Origin of the sequence: Pseudovibrio sp. M1P-2-3 (assembly GCF_031501865.1) — a bacterium.
In the GTDB taxonomy this organism is placed as follows: domain Bacteria; phylum Pseudomonadota; class Alphaproteobacteria; order Rhizobiales; family Stappiaceae; genus Pseudovibrio; species Pseudovibrio corallicola.
Genome location: NZ_JARRCW010000001.1, coordinates 4,210,996 through 4,227,528 on the forward strand (window position 1 = coordinate 4,210,996; position 16,533 = coordinate 4,227,528).

Consider the following 16,533-nt stretch of genomic DNA (forward strand, 5'->3'; position numbering starts at 1 on the left):
CTATAGTTCATATAGGTGCAGGTAAATGCGGTAGTTCCTCTTTGCAGAGTTTCCTTTCTAAAAATACACTACTCAAATCTAGAGCTGGTATAACTTTTGAATATCTGTGCCTTAGATCTAATTCGAAAGTCATGTCAGGATCGCAAATTACCAAAACTGCAGATAGTTCAGTTTTTGGATATTGCACATCGGATAACTCTATAGAAAGTCTAGATAAATCTATTGAATCATTCGCTCGTCTCGAGCAGGGAAAAGTACCTATTATTTCATGTGAAGGATGGGTTAATCTGTTTGAGAAAATCAACCAGTCTGAGTTGTTTCCTAGACTTGATGTGGATGCCGATATAGTTTTGTATATTCGGCCTCCTCTTGAGTGGCTAAATAGTGCTTTTTGGCAATGGGGCGCTTGGACTAATGCAACATTGGATCGTTGGCTTAACTCCAATATCGAGAAGGCGAACTGGTCTCGTTATATAGATAAATGGGAGAAAGTATGTGGAGTTAAAAGTGTTAATGTGAGGCTTGCGACGACAGATGTCGTAGCTGACTTTATGTCTTTTCTAGAAGTAGACAAGTTTAAAATTTCTCATTCAAATAACTTTAGTTCAAGTCCTGATTTGCTTAGATTCCTGTTGAGAAACCGAAAATACAGAGAGGGGCCTCATCACCCTCACTATGAATTTGTAGTAAATAAATTTCTCAACCTGCAGCGTTCCCAAGCCCCTTGGGTCCTCCCCGAGGAGTTTCAGAAAAGAGCCCTTTCTCATTTGAGAGGTGATCAATTAACTCTGGAGAAAAAAATCACAAGAGAAATGTGGCAAAAAATCGAGAACGATCAACGATGGTGGGATCAGTCAGTGTATGCTGAAAAGCAAATATTGAAGCCGAATGATGAGAGTAATCTGGAAAGCGCTGATCGACTAATATCATCTTTGATCGAAAAAATTAATTTAAGTAAATTAGATATAAATTAAACGAGCAAATTATGGACCGTGAAAAGTTGACAGAATTCTGTGTACATAAAGAAAATATTGAGAAATTCTTCGGAAAACACAACTGTGACCTAAAAACGTTGGGGCTAGAATGTCACTCCATTACTTTACTTGTTTTTACAAATAGAAGTGGCTCTAATTTGCTTGGAAATTATCTCGCTTCAACTAGTGAATATTTTGGATTCGAAGAGTTTTTAAACTATGACACTGTTATTACTCGATCGAAAAATAATAAAATTGAGAGTTTTGCGGACTATTTTCGATTCCTATCGCAAAGTGATAGTGGCTGTACGCTAGGGATAAAGGCATCGATCAACCAAGTCAAAATGTTAGACTATTTTGGATTATTCGAATCTGGTGTAGAAGTCCGAGATTGGATCTCTATAAAAAGAGAGGATATATTAGGTCAAGCGATTTCTTGGGTAATAGCTCAGCAAACAAAGCAGTGGGCATCGTTTCAAAAAAATTCTTCTAATGTAATTACCTATGATTTCAATGCTATTCACAATGCAATTAAGTACTTTACTCATCAATATGAACTAATTGACAATTACTTTAAGCAAATAGATGGCCGAAAGTTTCAATTAACCTATGAAGAACTGGTGAAAAGTCCAGAAGCTGCTATAGGTAATATCACTCACCTGCCGGCGAATTTCAAGTTTAAACAAGAAGTGATAAAGTTTAAAAAACAAGCAAATGAAATAAATGATAGATTTCGTTATAAGTATGTTGAAGATTTAAAGTCATTGGGAGTAATTAGTTAAATGAAAGGTATAATACTAGCTGGTGGTTTAGGTACTCGTCTTCATCCCGTAACGCAGGTTGTGAGTAAGCAATTGCTTCCTGTCTACGATAAGCCAATGATTTATTATTCTCTTTCAACCTTGATGCTATCGGGTGTAAAGGAAATACTAATTATTTCATCCTCCCAAGCCTTATCTTTATATCAATCTCTTTTGGGGACTGGCGAACAGTGGGGAGTTGAACTTTCGTATGTGGCACAGCCAAAGCCAGATGGGCTTGCGCAAGCCTTTATACTGGGAGAGGAGTTTATTGATGGAGAATCATGTGCTCTTGCGTTGGGAGATAATATCTTTCACGCTGCTGGCTTCTCTAAGTTGTTAAGACAGGCTGCATTAAATAAAAATGGCGCTAGTGTTTTTGCTTACCCGGTGGCAAACGCAAGTGCATTTGGTGTTGTTGAAATGGATGAAAATGGAAAGGCAATTTCAATTGAAGAAAAGCCGTGTCAACCAAAAAGTAATCTCGCGGTCACTGGGTTATATTTCTATGATGAAAGAGTTGTAGAATTAGCGAAGAAAGTGAAGCCTTCTCAGCGGGGTGAATTGGAAATCACTTCCATTAACGAAGCTTATATGCGTGAAGGGCTACTGAATGTCATTCAACTCAACCGTGGAACGGCTTGGCTTGATACTGGTACGGTTGATAGCCTGCTTGCTGCGGCAAATTTTGTTCAAACTGTAGAGACACGCCAAGGATTTAAGATCGCTTGCCCTGAAGAAATTGCTTGGAGGCTTGGATACATTAGTGATGGTGATTTGGGTAAACTGGCCCAATCATATCGTAACTCTTACGGTGAATATTTGCACACCCTTCTTGTGAACAAAGAGCAATATGCGCTCACACTGATGGAAGAGCAATAATTTTATGAATGCCGAACGTTTTTTAATTGATGGTCCAATAGCATTTACTCCTAGCAAGTTTGGGGATGATCGCGGTTTCTTTTCTGAAGTTTATAATGCAGAAAGGTACAGAGTAGCAGGACTGGAAGCGGATTTTGTTCAAGATAATCACTCTTTTTCAACTTCGAAGGGAGTCATTCGGGGGCTTCATTTCCAAACAGAACCGCACGCTCAAGGAAAGTTGGTCAGAGTGACCAGAGGTGCCGTGCTAGATGTGATTGTCGATATTCGGTCAGGTTCGCCAACTTATGGGCAACATATTAAGGTTGAGCTTTCTGCCGAGAACTGGAAACAGCTTTGGGTTCCAGTTGGATTTGCTCATGGCTTTTGCACCTTAACCGAAGAAGTTGAATTTCTTTATAAAGTAACAGGCCTCTATTCGAAAGAGTGTGATCGCGGACTCGCATTTGATGATCCAGATCTTGGAATAGACTGGCCTATTTCAAATGTTGGGCCAATTCTTTCCGAAAAAGATCGTCAACATCCTAGGTTGCGCCAGTTGCCAGAATATTTTACCTATTAATTTAATTAAAACTTAGGATTTGTTATGAAAGTTTTTGTAACTGGAGGAGCGGGATTTATAGGCTCCGCGGTATGTCGGTACTTGGTAAAAGAGCTGAATGTTGAGACAGTCAATATTGACAAGTTGACTTATGCGGGCAATCAAGATTCTCTTAAGGAAATTGAAGATAGTCCAATTTATTTTTTTGAAAAAGTAGATGTGTGCGACCGGCAGGCGTTAAGTAGTCTCTTTTCCAAGTATCAACCTGATGCAGTCATGCATTTAGCAGCCGAAAGTCACGTTGATCGATCCATTACTGGGTCTGCAGAGTTTATTGAAACAAATATTGGTGGAACTTTCACGTTTCTTGAAGCAGCGCGGGAGTATTTTGTAAACCTGCCAGAAAACCGAAAAACGGATTTTCGTTTTCTTCATGTCTCTACCGATGAAGTTTACGGATCGCTGGGGGGGGAGGGACACTTCTCTGAAGAGACCGCCTATGATCCCTCATCACCTTATTCCGCCTCTAAGGCTGCTTCGGATCATCTGGCAATGGCGTGGCAAAGAACCTATGGCCTTCCTGTGGTTATTTCTAATTGTTCAAATAATTATGGCCCCTTTCACTTTCCTGAAAAGCTGATACCACTTGTGATTTTGAATGCGCTTGAAGGTAAGAGACTCCCAATTTTTGGTGATGGTTTGAATGTGCGTGACTGGTTGTACGTTGAAGATCATGCTCGTGCCTTATTCAAAATTATGATGGGTGGTTTGCCGGGTGAAAAGTACAATGTAGGCGGGCGTAATGAGCGCACGAATCTCGAAGTTGTTCAGGGTATTTGTGAGTTATTGGATGAGTTTGCACCAAAAGAGTATTCACATAAGGACCTAATAGAGTTTGTAGCGGATCGTCCTGGGCATGATGCTAGATATGCAATTGATGCAACCAAATTGGAGACGGAACTCGGCTGGGAAGCTCAAGAAAACTTTGACACTGGACTACGCAAAACGGTGCAGTGGTATCTAGAAAATGAAAATTGGTGGCGCCCACTCAGGGATGGCCGTTACAGTGGTGAACGGCTAGGGCTGTTGAAAGAGAGTAATGTCGCATGAGTTCGCTACGCATCCTAGTTATCGGTAGAAATGGGCAGGTGGCTAGAAGCTTACAATATCGTGCAGAGCTGCAAGGTATTCCAATACTCTGTGTGGGAAGAGAGCAGTACGATCTGTCGCGGGCGGCAAGAATGCCAGTAGAGGTGGAAGGTTTCCGACCAACTATCGTGGTTAATGCGGCTGCCTATACGGCAGTAGATAAAGCCGAAAATGATCAAGAAGCAGCTTATGCGTTGAACTCAGTTGGGCCCACAGTGCTCGCGGGCTTGCTTCGAGAAAACAATCTGCCCTTTATTCATATATCCACAGATTACGTATTTGACGGATCAAAGGCCGACGGCCCTTATAGGGAAAGTGATCCAACGAGCCCACTAGGAGTGTACGGTAAGAGTAAACTGGCAGGTGAGGAGGGGGTCTTAAAGGAATATCCCCAAACAGTAATTCTGCGCACTTCCTGGGTCTATAGTCCTTTCGGAAATAATTTCGTCAAGACAATGCTACGACTTTCTGAGACGCGTAGTGAAATCTCTGTAGTTGATGATCAGTATGGCTGCCCGACAAGTGCTTTAGATCTTGCTGAGGCAATTATCAAAATTGCTAGTGAGGTATTGGAGAATCCTACTGGAGATTATGGAGGTGTCTATCATCTGTGTGGTGGCGGCGAAGCAACTTGGCGTGCCTTAGCTGAAGAGACTTTCAAAGCCGCTGGAATAGAATGTAAAGTACATCCGATTACGACTGCTGAATTTGCAACACCTGCAAAAAGGCCTCTCAATTCCAGGTTGATTGGTGTTAGAGCTGCGGAAGTATTTCGATTAGAGCTCAAACCTTGGAAGCATGCTCTCAATTTAGTATTGAAGCACTTAACCAATAAAAATTGAAGCAATTTACGGAAATAAATATGCTTACGAGTATTATTAGAAATATGGTTGGGTTGAAATACAAGAGTAGATCCAATTTATACCAAAAGAACGATAGAGAGTTGCCTGATTACTTTGATCACCATCATGAAATCATGAAAGATAGTTTTGATGCGAAGTATTATGAGATTAATAATCCCGACGTTGCTGAAAGTGGAATAGATCCACTCAAGCACTTCATTTTGTATGGGTGGAGAGAAGGTCGAGATCCAAACTCAGAATTTTCTACAAAGTTTTATCTAAGCTGTAATCCAGATGTTTCTGATGCAAACATAAATCCATTCTGGCACTACCTCGTTGCAGGACGAGAAGAGGGGCGGCAGACAATGGGAACTTGTAATCAGTCGTCCAATGAGGTTCCACTACAGAACGAAGTGGAAGTTATTAAATCTTTTTTTGATGAAGTTTATTATTTGGGTGAGTATGAAGATGTTAAGAATGCAGGGGTTCCCCCCTTAGAACATTATTGCTCCACTGGTTGGAAAGAAGGACGCAATCCGTGCCTTTCTTTCTCAACACAATACTATCTTTCTACCAATCCTGATGTTGAAGAAGCAGCCATAAACCCACTTTATCACTTTTTAGTTGCAGGAGAAGCTGAAGGTCGGCTTCCAAAACATCCTGGAGGGTACAAAGCAGATATACTTAGCAATTTAAAAGAACTTTCTTTACAAAGTCAGAAACATTCCCTCGCTCAGGAATTGACAGAGTTTCTTGATAGCGAGGAAATAGTTCGGCTGGTAAATAATGAACTGTCTTCTGCCAATTCACTATTGGTCGCTTTCGGGCACGATAACTATAAGCAAGTTAGTGGCGGTGTTCAGTTATGTGAAGATCGCGAAGAGTTACAATCTAAGTTTCATGACTGTAACTATCTTTACGTTTTTCCTAGGCAGCCCTTACCAGTACTAAGCCCAAATGGTGAAGAAACATTGGTGTCTCTTATTCTAAACGGGAGCACTATTGGTACTTGCCAAATGACTGAATTATGTACAGCATTAAAGGCTATAAGGGGCGCCTACGAGAACATAAATTTTGTTATACATCACCTCTTAGGACATGCTTCAGATTCTATTGCTGATCTCATAAACGCTGCTGGGAAGAGCGAAAGTATGTTCTGGTTGCATGATTTTTTCAGCCTGTGCCCGAGCTATGCACTTCAAAGAAATAATGTATCTTTTTGCGGTTCTCCTGTTCCAACTTCCAACGCTTGCACCCTTTGTGTATTCGGGAGCGAGAGAACAAGGCACTTAAAGAGCATTTCTAGATTTTTCGAGCGAATTAACTGCCATGTTATTGCTCCATCTCAAGTCGCAGCCGATTTATGGCAGACGAAAACCAAACTGTCACCTGCAACTGTGCAAGTTTTGCCACATACTACATTAGAGCTTATTAATAGAGATGATCAAAAGATAGTCGCATCTTCTGCGACAAAAATTGCGTTTATAGGCACTCCAGCACCACATAAGGGGTGGCACCTGTTTGGCAGGCTAGTGGAACAATTTGGTACAAATCCTAACTATGAATTTTACTACTTAGGGACAAGCACACCTAATCTGTCTGGTATTCATCATATTCCCGTTTGGGTTACGGCTGAGAATCCTGAGGCGATGACATCTGCTATCAGCGAACACGAAATTGACCTCGTGCTTCACTGGGCGAGTTGGCCAGAAACATTCTCGTTCTCGACTTTCGAAGCGATCGCAGGTGGTGCTGCGGTGTTGACTAATGAAATATCAGGGAATGTCGCTGCAACAGTCACTCGTTTAGCCCGAGGTGCTGTTTTCGAGAATGAAGAAGACTTTGTATCCAGTTTAGAGCAGGGACATCTCATGCAATTGGTAGAAGAAAATAGAAATAGGCGTGCACATTCATTCTATCGGCCTCGCCACAGCCAACTAACATTTGACGCCATAGAGAATATGCAGGGGAAGTAATAGTAATGGCAATTCACGCATTTACGAGCTGTTCGTTCAGTTATCTCAATCGAGCACGTGTTCTTGCTTCATCACTACGCAGGGTCCACCCCGATTGGACCATATGGCTGGTTCTGACAGATAAGGAACCTGAAAATTTTACACTCGATTTATCGAATGAGGATTATGATCAGGTATTAACAGCAGAAGAGCTATTTGGCGAAGAAACTGAACAGTGGTTATTTGGTCATGATATCGTGGAAGCCTGCACAGCAGTAAAGGGGCGTGCAAGTACTCATATTTTAGACAAAAGTGACTGTGAAAAACTGTTTTATTTTGATCCAGATATAGCAGTCTTTAACGATATGAATGATGTTGTGTCGTTGCTAGATGAATATTCGATTGTTCTTACCCCGCACCAAACAGAACCTGACCCTAAGGACCATAAAACAGCCATTCGAGATAACGAGATTACATCGCTTGATTATGGTGTGTTTAATCTGGGATTTGTTGCAATCAAAAGCGATCATGAAGGCAGGCGCTTTGCGCAGTGGTGGGATGAAAGATTAACTGATTGGTGCCATGACCGGTTGGACATTGGACTTTTCGTAGATCAAAAATGGTGCAACCTTGTACCATGTTTCTTTGATCGAGTTAAAGTACTCAGAGATCCTGGTTATAATGTAGCAAGTTGGAATCTGAGTCATAGAACCATGCATTATGATGAAGATGGAAATGCGTTGATAAATGGCGTACCTTTAAGGTTTTACCACTTCACAAAGCTTGGACCGGTAGGGGACGCGATGACCCAGCGCTACGCCAAGAACAATACCGAGATATATGAGTTGTGGTGGTGGTACCAAAATCAAGTGATTGTGGCTAGTGAAGCGGGCATTCCAAAAGGCTGGTGGTACTATGGTACCTTCGATAATGGCACAAAAATTCCTAAAGCTGTAAGAGAATTGTATAGACGTCGGAAAGATTTACAGAAAGCGTTTTGTGAGCCATTGAGAACAGGCACTAACAGCTACTACAGCTGGGTAGAAACGAACACAAGCCTGTTTACTGACGTGGGCAAAAGGGGTTTTGAAGCCGTTTAATTCACATGACTTGATTTTTTGGATTGGTAACTAAAATGAAAGATTTGTTGTTTGTCCTTGGGGAGTCCCGAACTGGAATAACTACAATTCACAAATTCCTAAAAACGGTTGGATTTAATTTAATTCATAATTTTTTTAATGAAAGTGACACTTCAGAGCTTGCTCATTTATATTACGAAGAAAACTTGCATAAATTGAAGAGTTTTATTGATAATTCTGCATATAATGCATTCTCTGATTGTCAGTTGAGAATTTTCTATAAAGATCTAATCAAACTTTATCCTGATGCTTACTTTATTCTCTCGACCAGAAGCAGTAATGCCATTTGGAAAAAGAGTATGGAAAGTATTTTTTCTCAATTCAAAATAGATCAAAACATTGATGAGTTAACAAAGCGCTGTAGGTCGGTTAATAAAGATATACGTAACTTAGCTTCTCAAAAAGGTCTAAAGTTCTGTGAGATATGTATTGATGATCCAACCGATCAGAATGGGCAGATTATATCAGATTTTCTAAACCTTCCTAAAAGCTTCCCTTTAGGGTGGGGAAATCGAACGAACGATTACGAAAATGGTATTTGGTCTTCACGAGCGACTTTTTATAATACAAGCTGCAATGATTATTTGTCCTATATAAAGCAAGAAATTTCTCCTTATAAAGGTATGTTATCAGAGTTCGGATGGACCTATCTAATAAACGATAGTGCAGAGTTCTTTGACTTTTTATATGGAGATAATCGTTGGAGTACTGACCAAGTAAATAGTGCAAAAAATGTCTTGCAAAAACGATTTACGAGTCTTCAAAAAAGGTCTATTGATTATTTAAAGTTTATTATACCGGAGAAATCGGTTGTTTACCCTGAATACTTACCCAAAATTTTCTCTGACAAAAAAGAGAACCACAATCGTCCAGCAAAACAACTACAATCACTTGATTTCGTATATTATCTTGAGGGTCTGCTAAAGGACGCAAAGTCACGAGGTTTCGTATACTTTAAAGGTGATAGCCACACAAACTGGTTGGGAGCATTCTTCGTATATCAGGCAATTGTTGACGCTATTAATAATTCAGATCTCTGTCAGACGGAGAAAAAGAAAAGAAAATCGATCTCTTTGAATGATTTAACCCCTACTCTGGCCTCATATGCTGGAGATGTCTTCAATCAGATGGACCCAAAAACGAAAGATGTCTTTAATGGCGCTTGGAAAGCTATTAGTTTAGATAACAAACTTGAGCATTTAGTAAGATATCAACTGCCTGCAGATAAGAAAAAAGCAAAGCGAATTTCTGTAGATACGAAATATCTGGAACATCTTGGTAAACGAGAGACTTTCCGATTTGCGCAACCTGATAAGTCTCTCCCCAAAGCTGTGATATTCAGGGATTCTACATCGGACTATATAGTAGAACTTCTTGCCGAACATTTCTCAGATAGTTTGTTTATTTGGCACAAAGGCTTAGTGTACGATGATGTTATACAGAAGGAAAACCCAGATATCGTTATTCATATTATGGCTGAACGTTTCACGTCTATGTACTCAAAGTTTCCTACATTTTCAAATCTTTTACCAAATGAAATAAAATGATGAACAGTGAAGTTAAACATGTGGCGTCGAAGTATGGCAACCTTCGAATACCCAACTGGCCTGATGACTTAATTGTAAGGGCTATCTCTGAGCAAGGAGAATGGGGGGCGGTAGAAAGCGCCCTTTTTTCAAGGTTAGTGACCAAGAGTGACACCCTATTTGATCTAGGGGCTTTTTTGGGCACCTTTTCACTAGGATTACTGAATCATGCTAAGGTTTCTAAAGTACTTGCTGTGGAAGCGAATATTCATATTCAGGACTATTTGGAGTGGAACCTCAATCAGAATATGGACACCCCTTGGGCTTTAGAAAAGTGTGCTGTGGGGCAGTATCATGGATGGATGTGTCCGCAGCCCTTAAATCAAGAAAACAATAATGGAGCTCAATCTTTCATCACTTGTGATGAAAACTCTGTTGGCGCAATATGTTCACAACCTCTTTGGCATTTGAGAGAAGAACATGGAGACTATTCTCTCCTCAAATTGGATATTGAAGGGAGTGAAGTGGAGGCCCTAGCTAGTGATGCTGATTATATTCGTAGTAAAAAACCTGTAATCTGGGCAGAATGTAATGAGGACACTAGAAGTTTGGAGCTATTTTCAATGTTTATTGCTCTAGGGTATAGACCACTTTACGTTGCATTTCCGGCCTTCAGAAGGGACAACTTTAATGGTTCGGAAAACCTCATTTACCCCGGTGTTTATGAGGCGGCGCTTGTTGGCGCTACTGACGACAGAATAAAGAAATTTATGTCCTCAATTGACGCGGATGAACTTATTATACGCCATCCACAAACAAAACATGAATTACGCCAAGCCCTATTCGAAACTCCTCGATGGTGTCGAGAAGCATGGTTTGACTTTTCTAAAGCCGAATTGATCGCTTTATTGTCTCGGATGGCCTTGGGCGAGAGGTTTGAGGAATATCTTATTTGTAGAAGTTCAAACTAGATCTGACAGTGACCTGAGACCCCAATTTCCGGACAATCGAGTATAGTAACCTTGATTGTATCAGGAGATGGGAATGAGCAGGAAACGGGGAAAGTACACGGACGAGTATAAAGCAGCAGCTGTGGAGCGTCTTTATGAGACAGAGGTAACTTTGGGCAAGGTTGCAAATGAGCTGGGTATTCCCCCCCGGAATTTGATCGAGTTTAAAAGTAGAGATATTGTTGCTTCATATTTGAGGACTTATTTTATAAAGAAATCTCGTTTTAGCGATGTGCAGATCATTGCAATCTTAAAGCAAGGAGAAAGTGGTATTCCGGTTGAGCAACCCCTATTGAGTGGTCCGCTTTGAAAGTTAGTGCATGGTTGGCCTTTGGTCTATCGGAATAATGACTTCCGGAGCTGGTGGGCGGTAGCCCAGAGCACTATGCGGTCGTTTGGTATTGTAGTGTTTCCTCCAGCGTTCTATGATTATTTGGGCTTCACGTAGCGAGTAGAAGACTTCTCCATTCAATAATTCATCACGCATTCGCCCATTGAAACTTTCGCAATATCCGTTTTCCCAAGGCGATCCTGGCTCAATGTAGGCTGTTTGGGCTCCGACGGCTTGATAACGTACAATATTTTTCGCATCTGTGGATGCCCCGTGTTTTGCAAGTTGTTTTTCGAGCAATTTTGGCATGTGATCGGTTGCGGTCATCTGTCAGGCCTCGTTGTGCGGCGCTGCATTTGCCGCGGGCCGGTATGGAGATACGCAACTTGGCTCCAATACACATTTGCGGGCTTTTTGCCCGGTGCGAAAGACTGGTTATGCCAAGTCGGATCTAGTCGATCGTTTACCCTTACTGCTCAAAGCCCTCCTCACATCCCGACGGACCTGTCCTGAAGCACCTATTTAGCCGGGGACAGGTTTCGGTAGTCTTCATCTTTGACCAACATAGCCCACAATCTACGAGCCATTTTGTTTGCAAGCGCGATAGCCACCACCATACTTGGTTTTCTTTCAAGCATTCTTCCAAGCCATAAGCTTTCTGGCCTCCCCGTCCGCCGGGCAGCACCAATGAGTGCCATAGCTCCGATGATCAAAAGCCTTCGGATATCGCGCTGGCCCATTTTCGAGGTTCGGCCCAAGATCTGCCTTCCCCCTGTTGAATATTGTTTTGGCACAAGCCCCAGCCATGCGGCAAAGTCCCGCCCTCGGCGGAACGTGCTCATTGATGGGGCAAATGCTGTAACCGCCATGGCCGTTATCGGCCCTATTCCGGGCATGGTTTGCAATCTTTGCGCAGCCTTGTCCTGGTTCGCTTCTATTCGAAGCTGCTTTTCCAGGGACTGGATCCGGTTTGTGAGCAGTGCAATTTGCTCCAGGTAGATCTGACCGAGTTGAAGCACCACAGGAGGCAGGTCACTGTTCGGAGCATTCAAAGCCTCAGCCAGTTTCTTAACGTGTATCGCCTTTCTTGGTGCGAGGCAGCCAAACTCAGCCAAATGAGCTCTCAAGGCGTTGATCAACTGAGTACGTTGACGCACAAAAAGATCGCGGCTACGGAATAACACGGCGCGACTTTGCTGATCCTTTGATTTTATCGGAACCGTACGCATTGTGGGGCGCGACGCTGCTTCCGCAATGGCTTCCGCGTCAGCTGCATCGTTTTTTTGACGTTTTACAAATGGTTTCACATAGATTGGGGGAATCAATTTAACATCATGCCCCAGAGCGCGAATTTCTCGCCCCCAACTATGGGCAGTAGCGCAAGCTTCCATTGCCACAACACAAGGTTCTTGTTTGGCAAAGAACGGTAACATCTGCCCGCGTGACAATTTCCGTCGAAATAAAACCTTGCCGTCTGGTGCCGCACCATGAGCTTGAAAACTGTGCTTTGCCAAATCTAAACCTATAATGCTAACCTCTGCCATGGATGTCCCTTCCCAATCTTCGATTGCTTCAATCGTAAATATGGCACATTGCGATGCCGCCGGGTGGGGCATCCACTCCATCACATTTGCTTTTGAGTTCGGTTCCACTCACACTGGATGAGGGGATCAAATTATGGATGAGAGTGATAAGCAGAAGGAATTGAACAACGTCATCCGCATTGATGAGGCGCGGATCAAGGACCATCTTGGCGAGATGGTGCGTGGCACGGTTGAAGAGGCCTTGAATGCGATGCTGGATGCGGAAGCCGACCAATTGTGCGGGGCTGGACGCTATGAGCGCTCTCTGCATATCAAGGCAGGGCCGGTGAAACTGAAGATGCCGAAGCTGCGCAAGCAAGCCTTTGAGACGGCCATCATCGAGCGTTACCAGCGCCGGGAAAGCTCGGTAGAAGAAGCGCTTATCGAGATATATCTGGCCGGCGTCTCAGTACGCCGTGTAGAAGATATAACCGAGGCTCTGTGGGGCACGCGGGTGTCGCCAGGTACAGTATCCAACCACAATAAGAAGATCTATGCCAAGATCGAGCAATGGTGCCAGCGCCCCATCGAGGGCAACCACCCTTACCTGTATCTGGACGGCATTGTGATGAAGCGCACTTGGGCTGGGGAAGTACGCAATGTTTCATTGCTGGTGGCTTCGGCTGTCAATTCAGAAGGATATCGCCAGATTCTCGGGATCAAAGAGGGGGCCAAGGAAGATAAGTCTGGCTGGTCGTCATTTCTACGCCATTTGATAGATCGCGGCCTTTCCGGTGTGCAATTAATCATTTCCGATGCCTGCCGTGGGTTGATTGAAAGCATTGAAGAGTATTTGCCTGAGGCCCGCTGGCAGCGTTGTATGGTTCGCTCCAAGGGAAAACGATTCACTGGATCGTTTTCAGCTCCTTCTCGCTACCGTAATGTATTTTCTTAACTACCCTCCACCAAAGTACGGGAGGTGAGCCATATGCTCAAGGCGATCCATGCGTAGGAAAGCCATCAGGCGGCTCAGCAAAAAGCGGAGGCTGTCATCGCTGACCTACGTTCGCGGAAAATGACGAAAGCCGCAGAACTTATTGAAAACCACATTGGCGAGACGCTGAGCTTTTATGCCTTTCCTGACAGCCACTGGCGTAAGATCCGAACAAACAATCCACTGGAGCGTATCATGAAAGAAATTCGTCGCAGAACCCGGGTAGTTGGGGCGTTTCCAGACGGAAAGTCCTGCCTTAACCTAGCGGCCGCCAGATTAAGGCACATCGCTGGAACCACATAGGCCACAAAACGCTACATGAACATGAAGCCACTCTTCGAGGACACCGAAGATCAAACCGGAGCCGTTGCTTGAAAACAAAAAGTGCGAAAGATTATTGACACTACCCATCCATGCGCGCCATTCCTTGCCCCGTCAGGACTTCAACTTGCCGCAGTTTAGATGTTTAGTCCCGCGAGAAGATGGAATCAGTTTATCGTTGACACCATCTTGTAAGGAGGGGCTATGGGACAGGTATTACACGGCAGCGCCACGACTACTCACGCGGTTCGATCAGCCATACAAAAATCGGATGCAACCATCAAAGAGTTGAGCCGGCGCTATAACATCAATCCCAAAACGGTGATGAAGTGGAAATATCGCAATAGCGTGGAAGATCAACCTATGGGGCGGAAGAATCCCCGCTCCACAGTCCTGAGCGTGGCAGAAGAAGCGGCGTGTGTCGCTTTTCGCAAGCACTCTTTATTGCCACTCGATGACTGCCTTTATGCTCTGCAGGAAACGATCCCGAAGTTGACCCGCTCGTCCCTGCATCGCTTATTCCAGCGCCATGGGATTTCGCGCCTGCCACCACCGGATATGAAAGCGAACAAGAAACGCTTCAAAGCCTATCCAATTGGTTACTTTCATCTTGATATTGCTGAGGTTCGTACGCAAGAAGGCAAGCTCTATTTGTTCGTTGCCATTGACCGAACCTCAAAGTTCGCCTTTGTCAAACTCTTTGAAAAAGCCACCAGAAGGATTGCCAGTACCTTTCTGCGGGCCCTTATTGAAGCGGTTCCCTACAAGATCCATACCGTGCTGACCGATAACGGCACCCAGTTCACTGACCCCAAAGGGTACAGCTGGAACGCCAGTGAGGTTCAACATTTGCTCACAACAGGCCAGTTGTTTCGTGCTCATGCATTTGTTCTGGCTTGTGCCCAAAATGACATTGACCACCGGCTTACCAAACCAGCCCATCCGTGGACAAATGGCCAGGTCGAGCGCATGAACAGAACCCTTAAAGAAGCAACCGTTCGGCGCTACTATTACCGCACACACAACGAACTAAGAGCCCATCTGGACACATTTATTCAGGCCTATAACTTCGCCAAGCGCCTCAAGGCTCTTCGGGGCCTAACACCCTTCGACTATATTACCAGACAATGGACACAAGAGCCGGACAGATTTATAAAACAACCACACCATCTGCTCGCGGGACTAAACATCTAAGTGAGTATACTTGATTGTCCGGAATTAGGGGTGAGCTCCATATGGCCTCCTTTATGACTGGGATGGACCTGCCGCCAAGGTTTTGATCGCGGATCGAGGCTATGACGGCGATCGTATTCGTGAGCATTGCCAAGCCAATGGTGGCACGGCCGTGATCGCCGGATGTCGAAGTCGTAAAGAACCTGACCTGCTCCTCTGAATTTCCTCCAGTTTGTGGAAGGATTCTACCTAACATTGAGGTGGGATATGAAGCGTTCGCGTTTTACGGAAGAGCAGATCATCAGCATGAACAAGGAACAGGAAAGCGGTGTTCCAACAGCAGAAGTGTGTCGCAGGCATGGGATCAACACAGCATCGTTCTACAAGTACAAGTCAAAATATGGCGGCATGGAGGTTTCAGATGCCCGCAAGCTGAAGGCTTTGGAAGGTGAAAATTCCAAGCTTAAGAAGTTACTTGCCGAAGCTATGCTGGATAACGCTATGCTACGTGATGTTAATTCAAGAAAGTGGTAGGGCCCGCTGCTTCACGCCAAGCGGTTGCCTTTTTATGTCAGAGCTTTGGTGTGAGCGAGCGGCGGGCCTGTTCTGGACTTCAGGTTGATCGCTCCAGAATGCATTACAAAAGTGTTCGTCCTGATGACAAGCCGTAGCGTGAAGCTATCAGACAGTTGGCCAGTGAACGCCGCCGTTTCTGATATCGCAGGATCCATATTCTTTTAAAACGTCAGGGGGTGGTTATGACCCTGAAGAAGCTGAGTTGTTTGTATCGAGAGGAAGGGCTGCAGGAGCGCAAACGAGGAGGTCGTAAACGCGCGCTTGGAACTCGCAGGCCCATTGTCGTGCCGTCAAAAACCAATGAGTGTTGGAGCCAGTGATGGGTTTACCGATGGCAGACGTTTTAGAGTTCTAGCTGTCGTCGATGATTATAGCCGCGAATGTGTGTCTCTTGTTCCCGACACCTCTATCTTCGGAGCGCGTCTTGTGCGCGAAGTTGAAGCCATTATCGCAAAGCGGGGAATGCCAACGATAATAGTTTCGGACAACGGTACTGAAATGACCAGTTCTGCGGTGCTGAAGTTCTGTCAGGATACAAATATTAACTGGCATTACATTGCACCAGGCAAGCCCATGCAAAATGCTTTAGTCGAAAGTTTTAATGGCAGCTTTCGAGATGAGTGCTTGAATGAAACGCTGTTCTCATCACTGAGCGAAGCTAGGGCAGAAATTGAGGCTTGGAAATACGACTACAACACTCAAAGACCGCACTTGTCTTTGGACAACCTAACCCCAGCCGAGTTTGAAGGGCAGATAGGGCTGGAAATGATAGCCGCATGAGGCTTGAGTACAAACCA

12 protein-coding genes and 4 pseudogenes are annotated in these 16,533 nt (G+C 44.0%); 14 read left to right on the plus strand and 2 right to left on the minus strand.

The window, feature by feature from the left end; all coding sequences use genetic code 11:
* Positions 1–131: 131 nt before the first annotated feature.
* The 11 genes and pseudogenes from P6574_RS18485 to P6574_RS22175 all read left to right on the plus strand — a co-directional run.
* Complete coding sequence (locus P6574_RS18485) at positions 132–974, plus strand: hypothetical protein (RefSeq protein ID WP_310621699.1); 843 nt, start codon at positions 132–134, stop codon at positions 972–974.
* A gap of 11 nt (positions 975–985) precedes the next feature.
* Entirely contained in the window at positions 986–1,756 is a 771-nt protein-coding gene (locus P6574_RS18490) for a Stf0 family sulfotransferase (protein WP_310621700.1), read from the plus strand.
* Entirely contained in the window at positions 1,757–2,656 is a 900-nt protein-coding gene (rfbA, locus tag P6574_RS18495; protein ID WP_310621701.1) for a glucose-1-phosphate thymidylyltransferase RfbA, read from the plus strand. It begins immediately after the preceding gene.
* 4 nt (positions 2,657–2,660) lie between these two features.
* Entirely contained in the window at positions 2,661–3,218 is a 558-nt protein-coding gene (rfbC, locus tag P6574_RS18500) for a dTDP-4-dehydrorhamnose 3,5-epimerase (RefSeq protein WP_310621702.1), read from the plus strand.
* A gap of 24 nt (positions 3,219–3,242) precedes the next feature.
* On the plus strand, positions 3,243–4,307 hold the full coding sequence (gene rfbB, locus P6574_RS18505) for a dTDP-glucose 4,6-dehydratase (RefSeq protein ID WP_310621703.1): 1,065 nt from the start codon (positions 3,243–3,245) through the stop codon (positions 4,305–4,307).
* Positions 4,304–5,188, plus strand: a complete 885-nt coding sequence (gene rfbD / locus P6574_RS18510) for a dTDP-4-dehydrorhamnose reductase (RefSeq protein WP_310621704.1) — start codon at positions 4,304–4,306, stop codon at positions 5,186–5,188. The genes rfbB and rfbD overlap by 4 nt, the downstream gene beginning before the upstream one ends.
* Before the next feature lie 20 nt (positions 5,189–5,208).
* Positions 5,209–7,164: a glycosyltransferase family protein gene (locus tag P6574_RS18515; RefSeq protein WP_310621705.1), complete on the plus strand. Its 1,956-nt coding sequence runs from the start codon at positions 5,209–5,211 to the stop codon at positions 7,162–7,164.
* A 5-nt stretch (positions 7,165–7,169) separates the two neighbouring features.
* Positions 7,170–8,243: a hypothetical protein gene (locus tag P6574_RS18520; protein WP_310621706.1), complete on the plus strand. Its 1,074-nt coding sequence runs from the start codon at positions 7,170–7,172 to the stop codon at positions 8,241–8,243.
* A 35-nt stretch (positions 8,244–8,278) separates the two neighbouring features.
* Positions 8,279–9,829, plus strand: a complete 1,551-nt coding sequence (locus tag P6574_RS18525; protein WP_310621707.1) for a sulfotransferase — start codon at positions 8,279–8,281, stop codon at positions 9,827–9,829.
* On the plus strand, positions 9,829–10,779 hold the full coding sequence (locus tag P6574_RS18530; protein ID WP_310621708.1) for an FkbM family methyltransferase: 951 nt from the start codon (positions 9,829–9,831) through the stop codon (positions 10,777–10,779). The genes P6574_RS18525 and P6574_RS18530 overlap by 1 nt, the downstream gene beginning before the upstream one ends.
* 73 nt (positions 10,780–10,852) lie before the next feature.
* A pseudogene (locus tag P6574_RS22175) lies at positions 10,853–10,978 on the plus strand (transposase); the annotation flags it as partial.
* Positions 10,979–11,131: 153 nt separating this feature from the next.
* On the opposite strand, the pseudogene P6574_RS18540 reads toward P6574_RS22175, so the two are convergent.
* Positions 11,132–11,383, minus strand: a pseudogene (locus tag P6574_RS18540) (integrase core domain-containing protein); the annotation flags it as partial.
* Between the two features lie 284 nt (positions 11,384–11,667).
* The gene (locus tag P6574_RS18545; protein WP_310622113.1) at positions 11,668–12,693 is read right to left on the minus strand and encodes an IS110 family RNA-guided transposase; all 1,026 of its coding nucleotides are present in this window, start codon (positions 12,691–12,693) and stop codon (positions 11,668–11,670) included.
* A 133-nt stretch (positions 12,694–12,826) separates the two neighbouring features.
* Between P6574_RS18545 and P6574_RS18550 the strand changes: the two are divergent.
* The 3 genes and pseudogenes from P6574_RS18550 to P6574_RS18560 all read left to right on the plus strand — a co-directional run bounded on the left by P6574_RS18550 (position 12,827) and on the right by P6574_RS18560 (position 16,516).
* Positions 12,827–14,041: pseudogene (locus tag P6574_RS18550) on the plus strand (IS256 family transposase).
* A 150-nt stretch (positions 14,042–14,191) separates the two neighbouring features.
* Positions 14,192–15,181, plus strand: a complete 990-nt coding sequence (locus tag P6574_RS18555; protein ID WP_310621710.1) for an IS481 family transposase — start codon at positions 14,192–14,194, stop codon at positions 15,179–15,181.
* Between the two features lie 246 nt (positions 15,182–15,427).
* Positions 15,428–16,516, plus strand: a pseudogene (locus P6574_RS18560) (IS3 family transposase).
* Positions 16,517–16,533 lie beyond the last annotated feature (17 nt).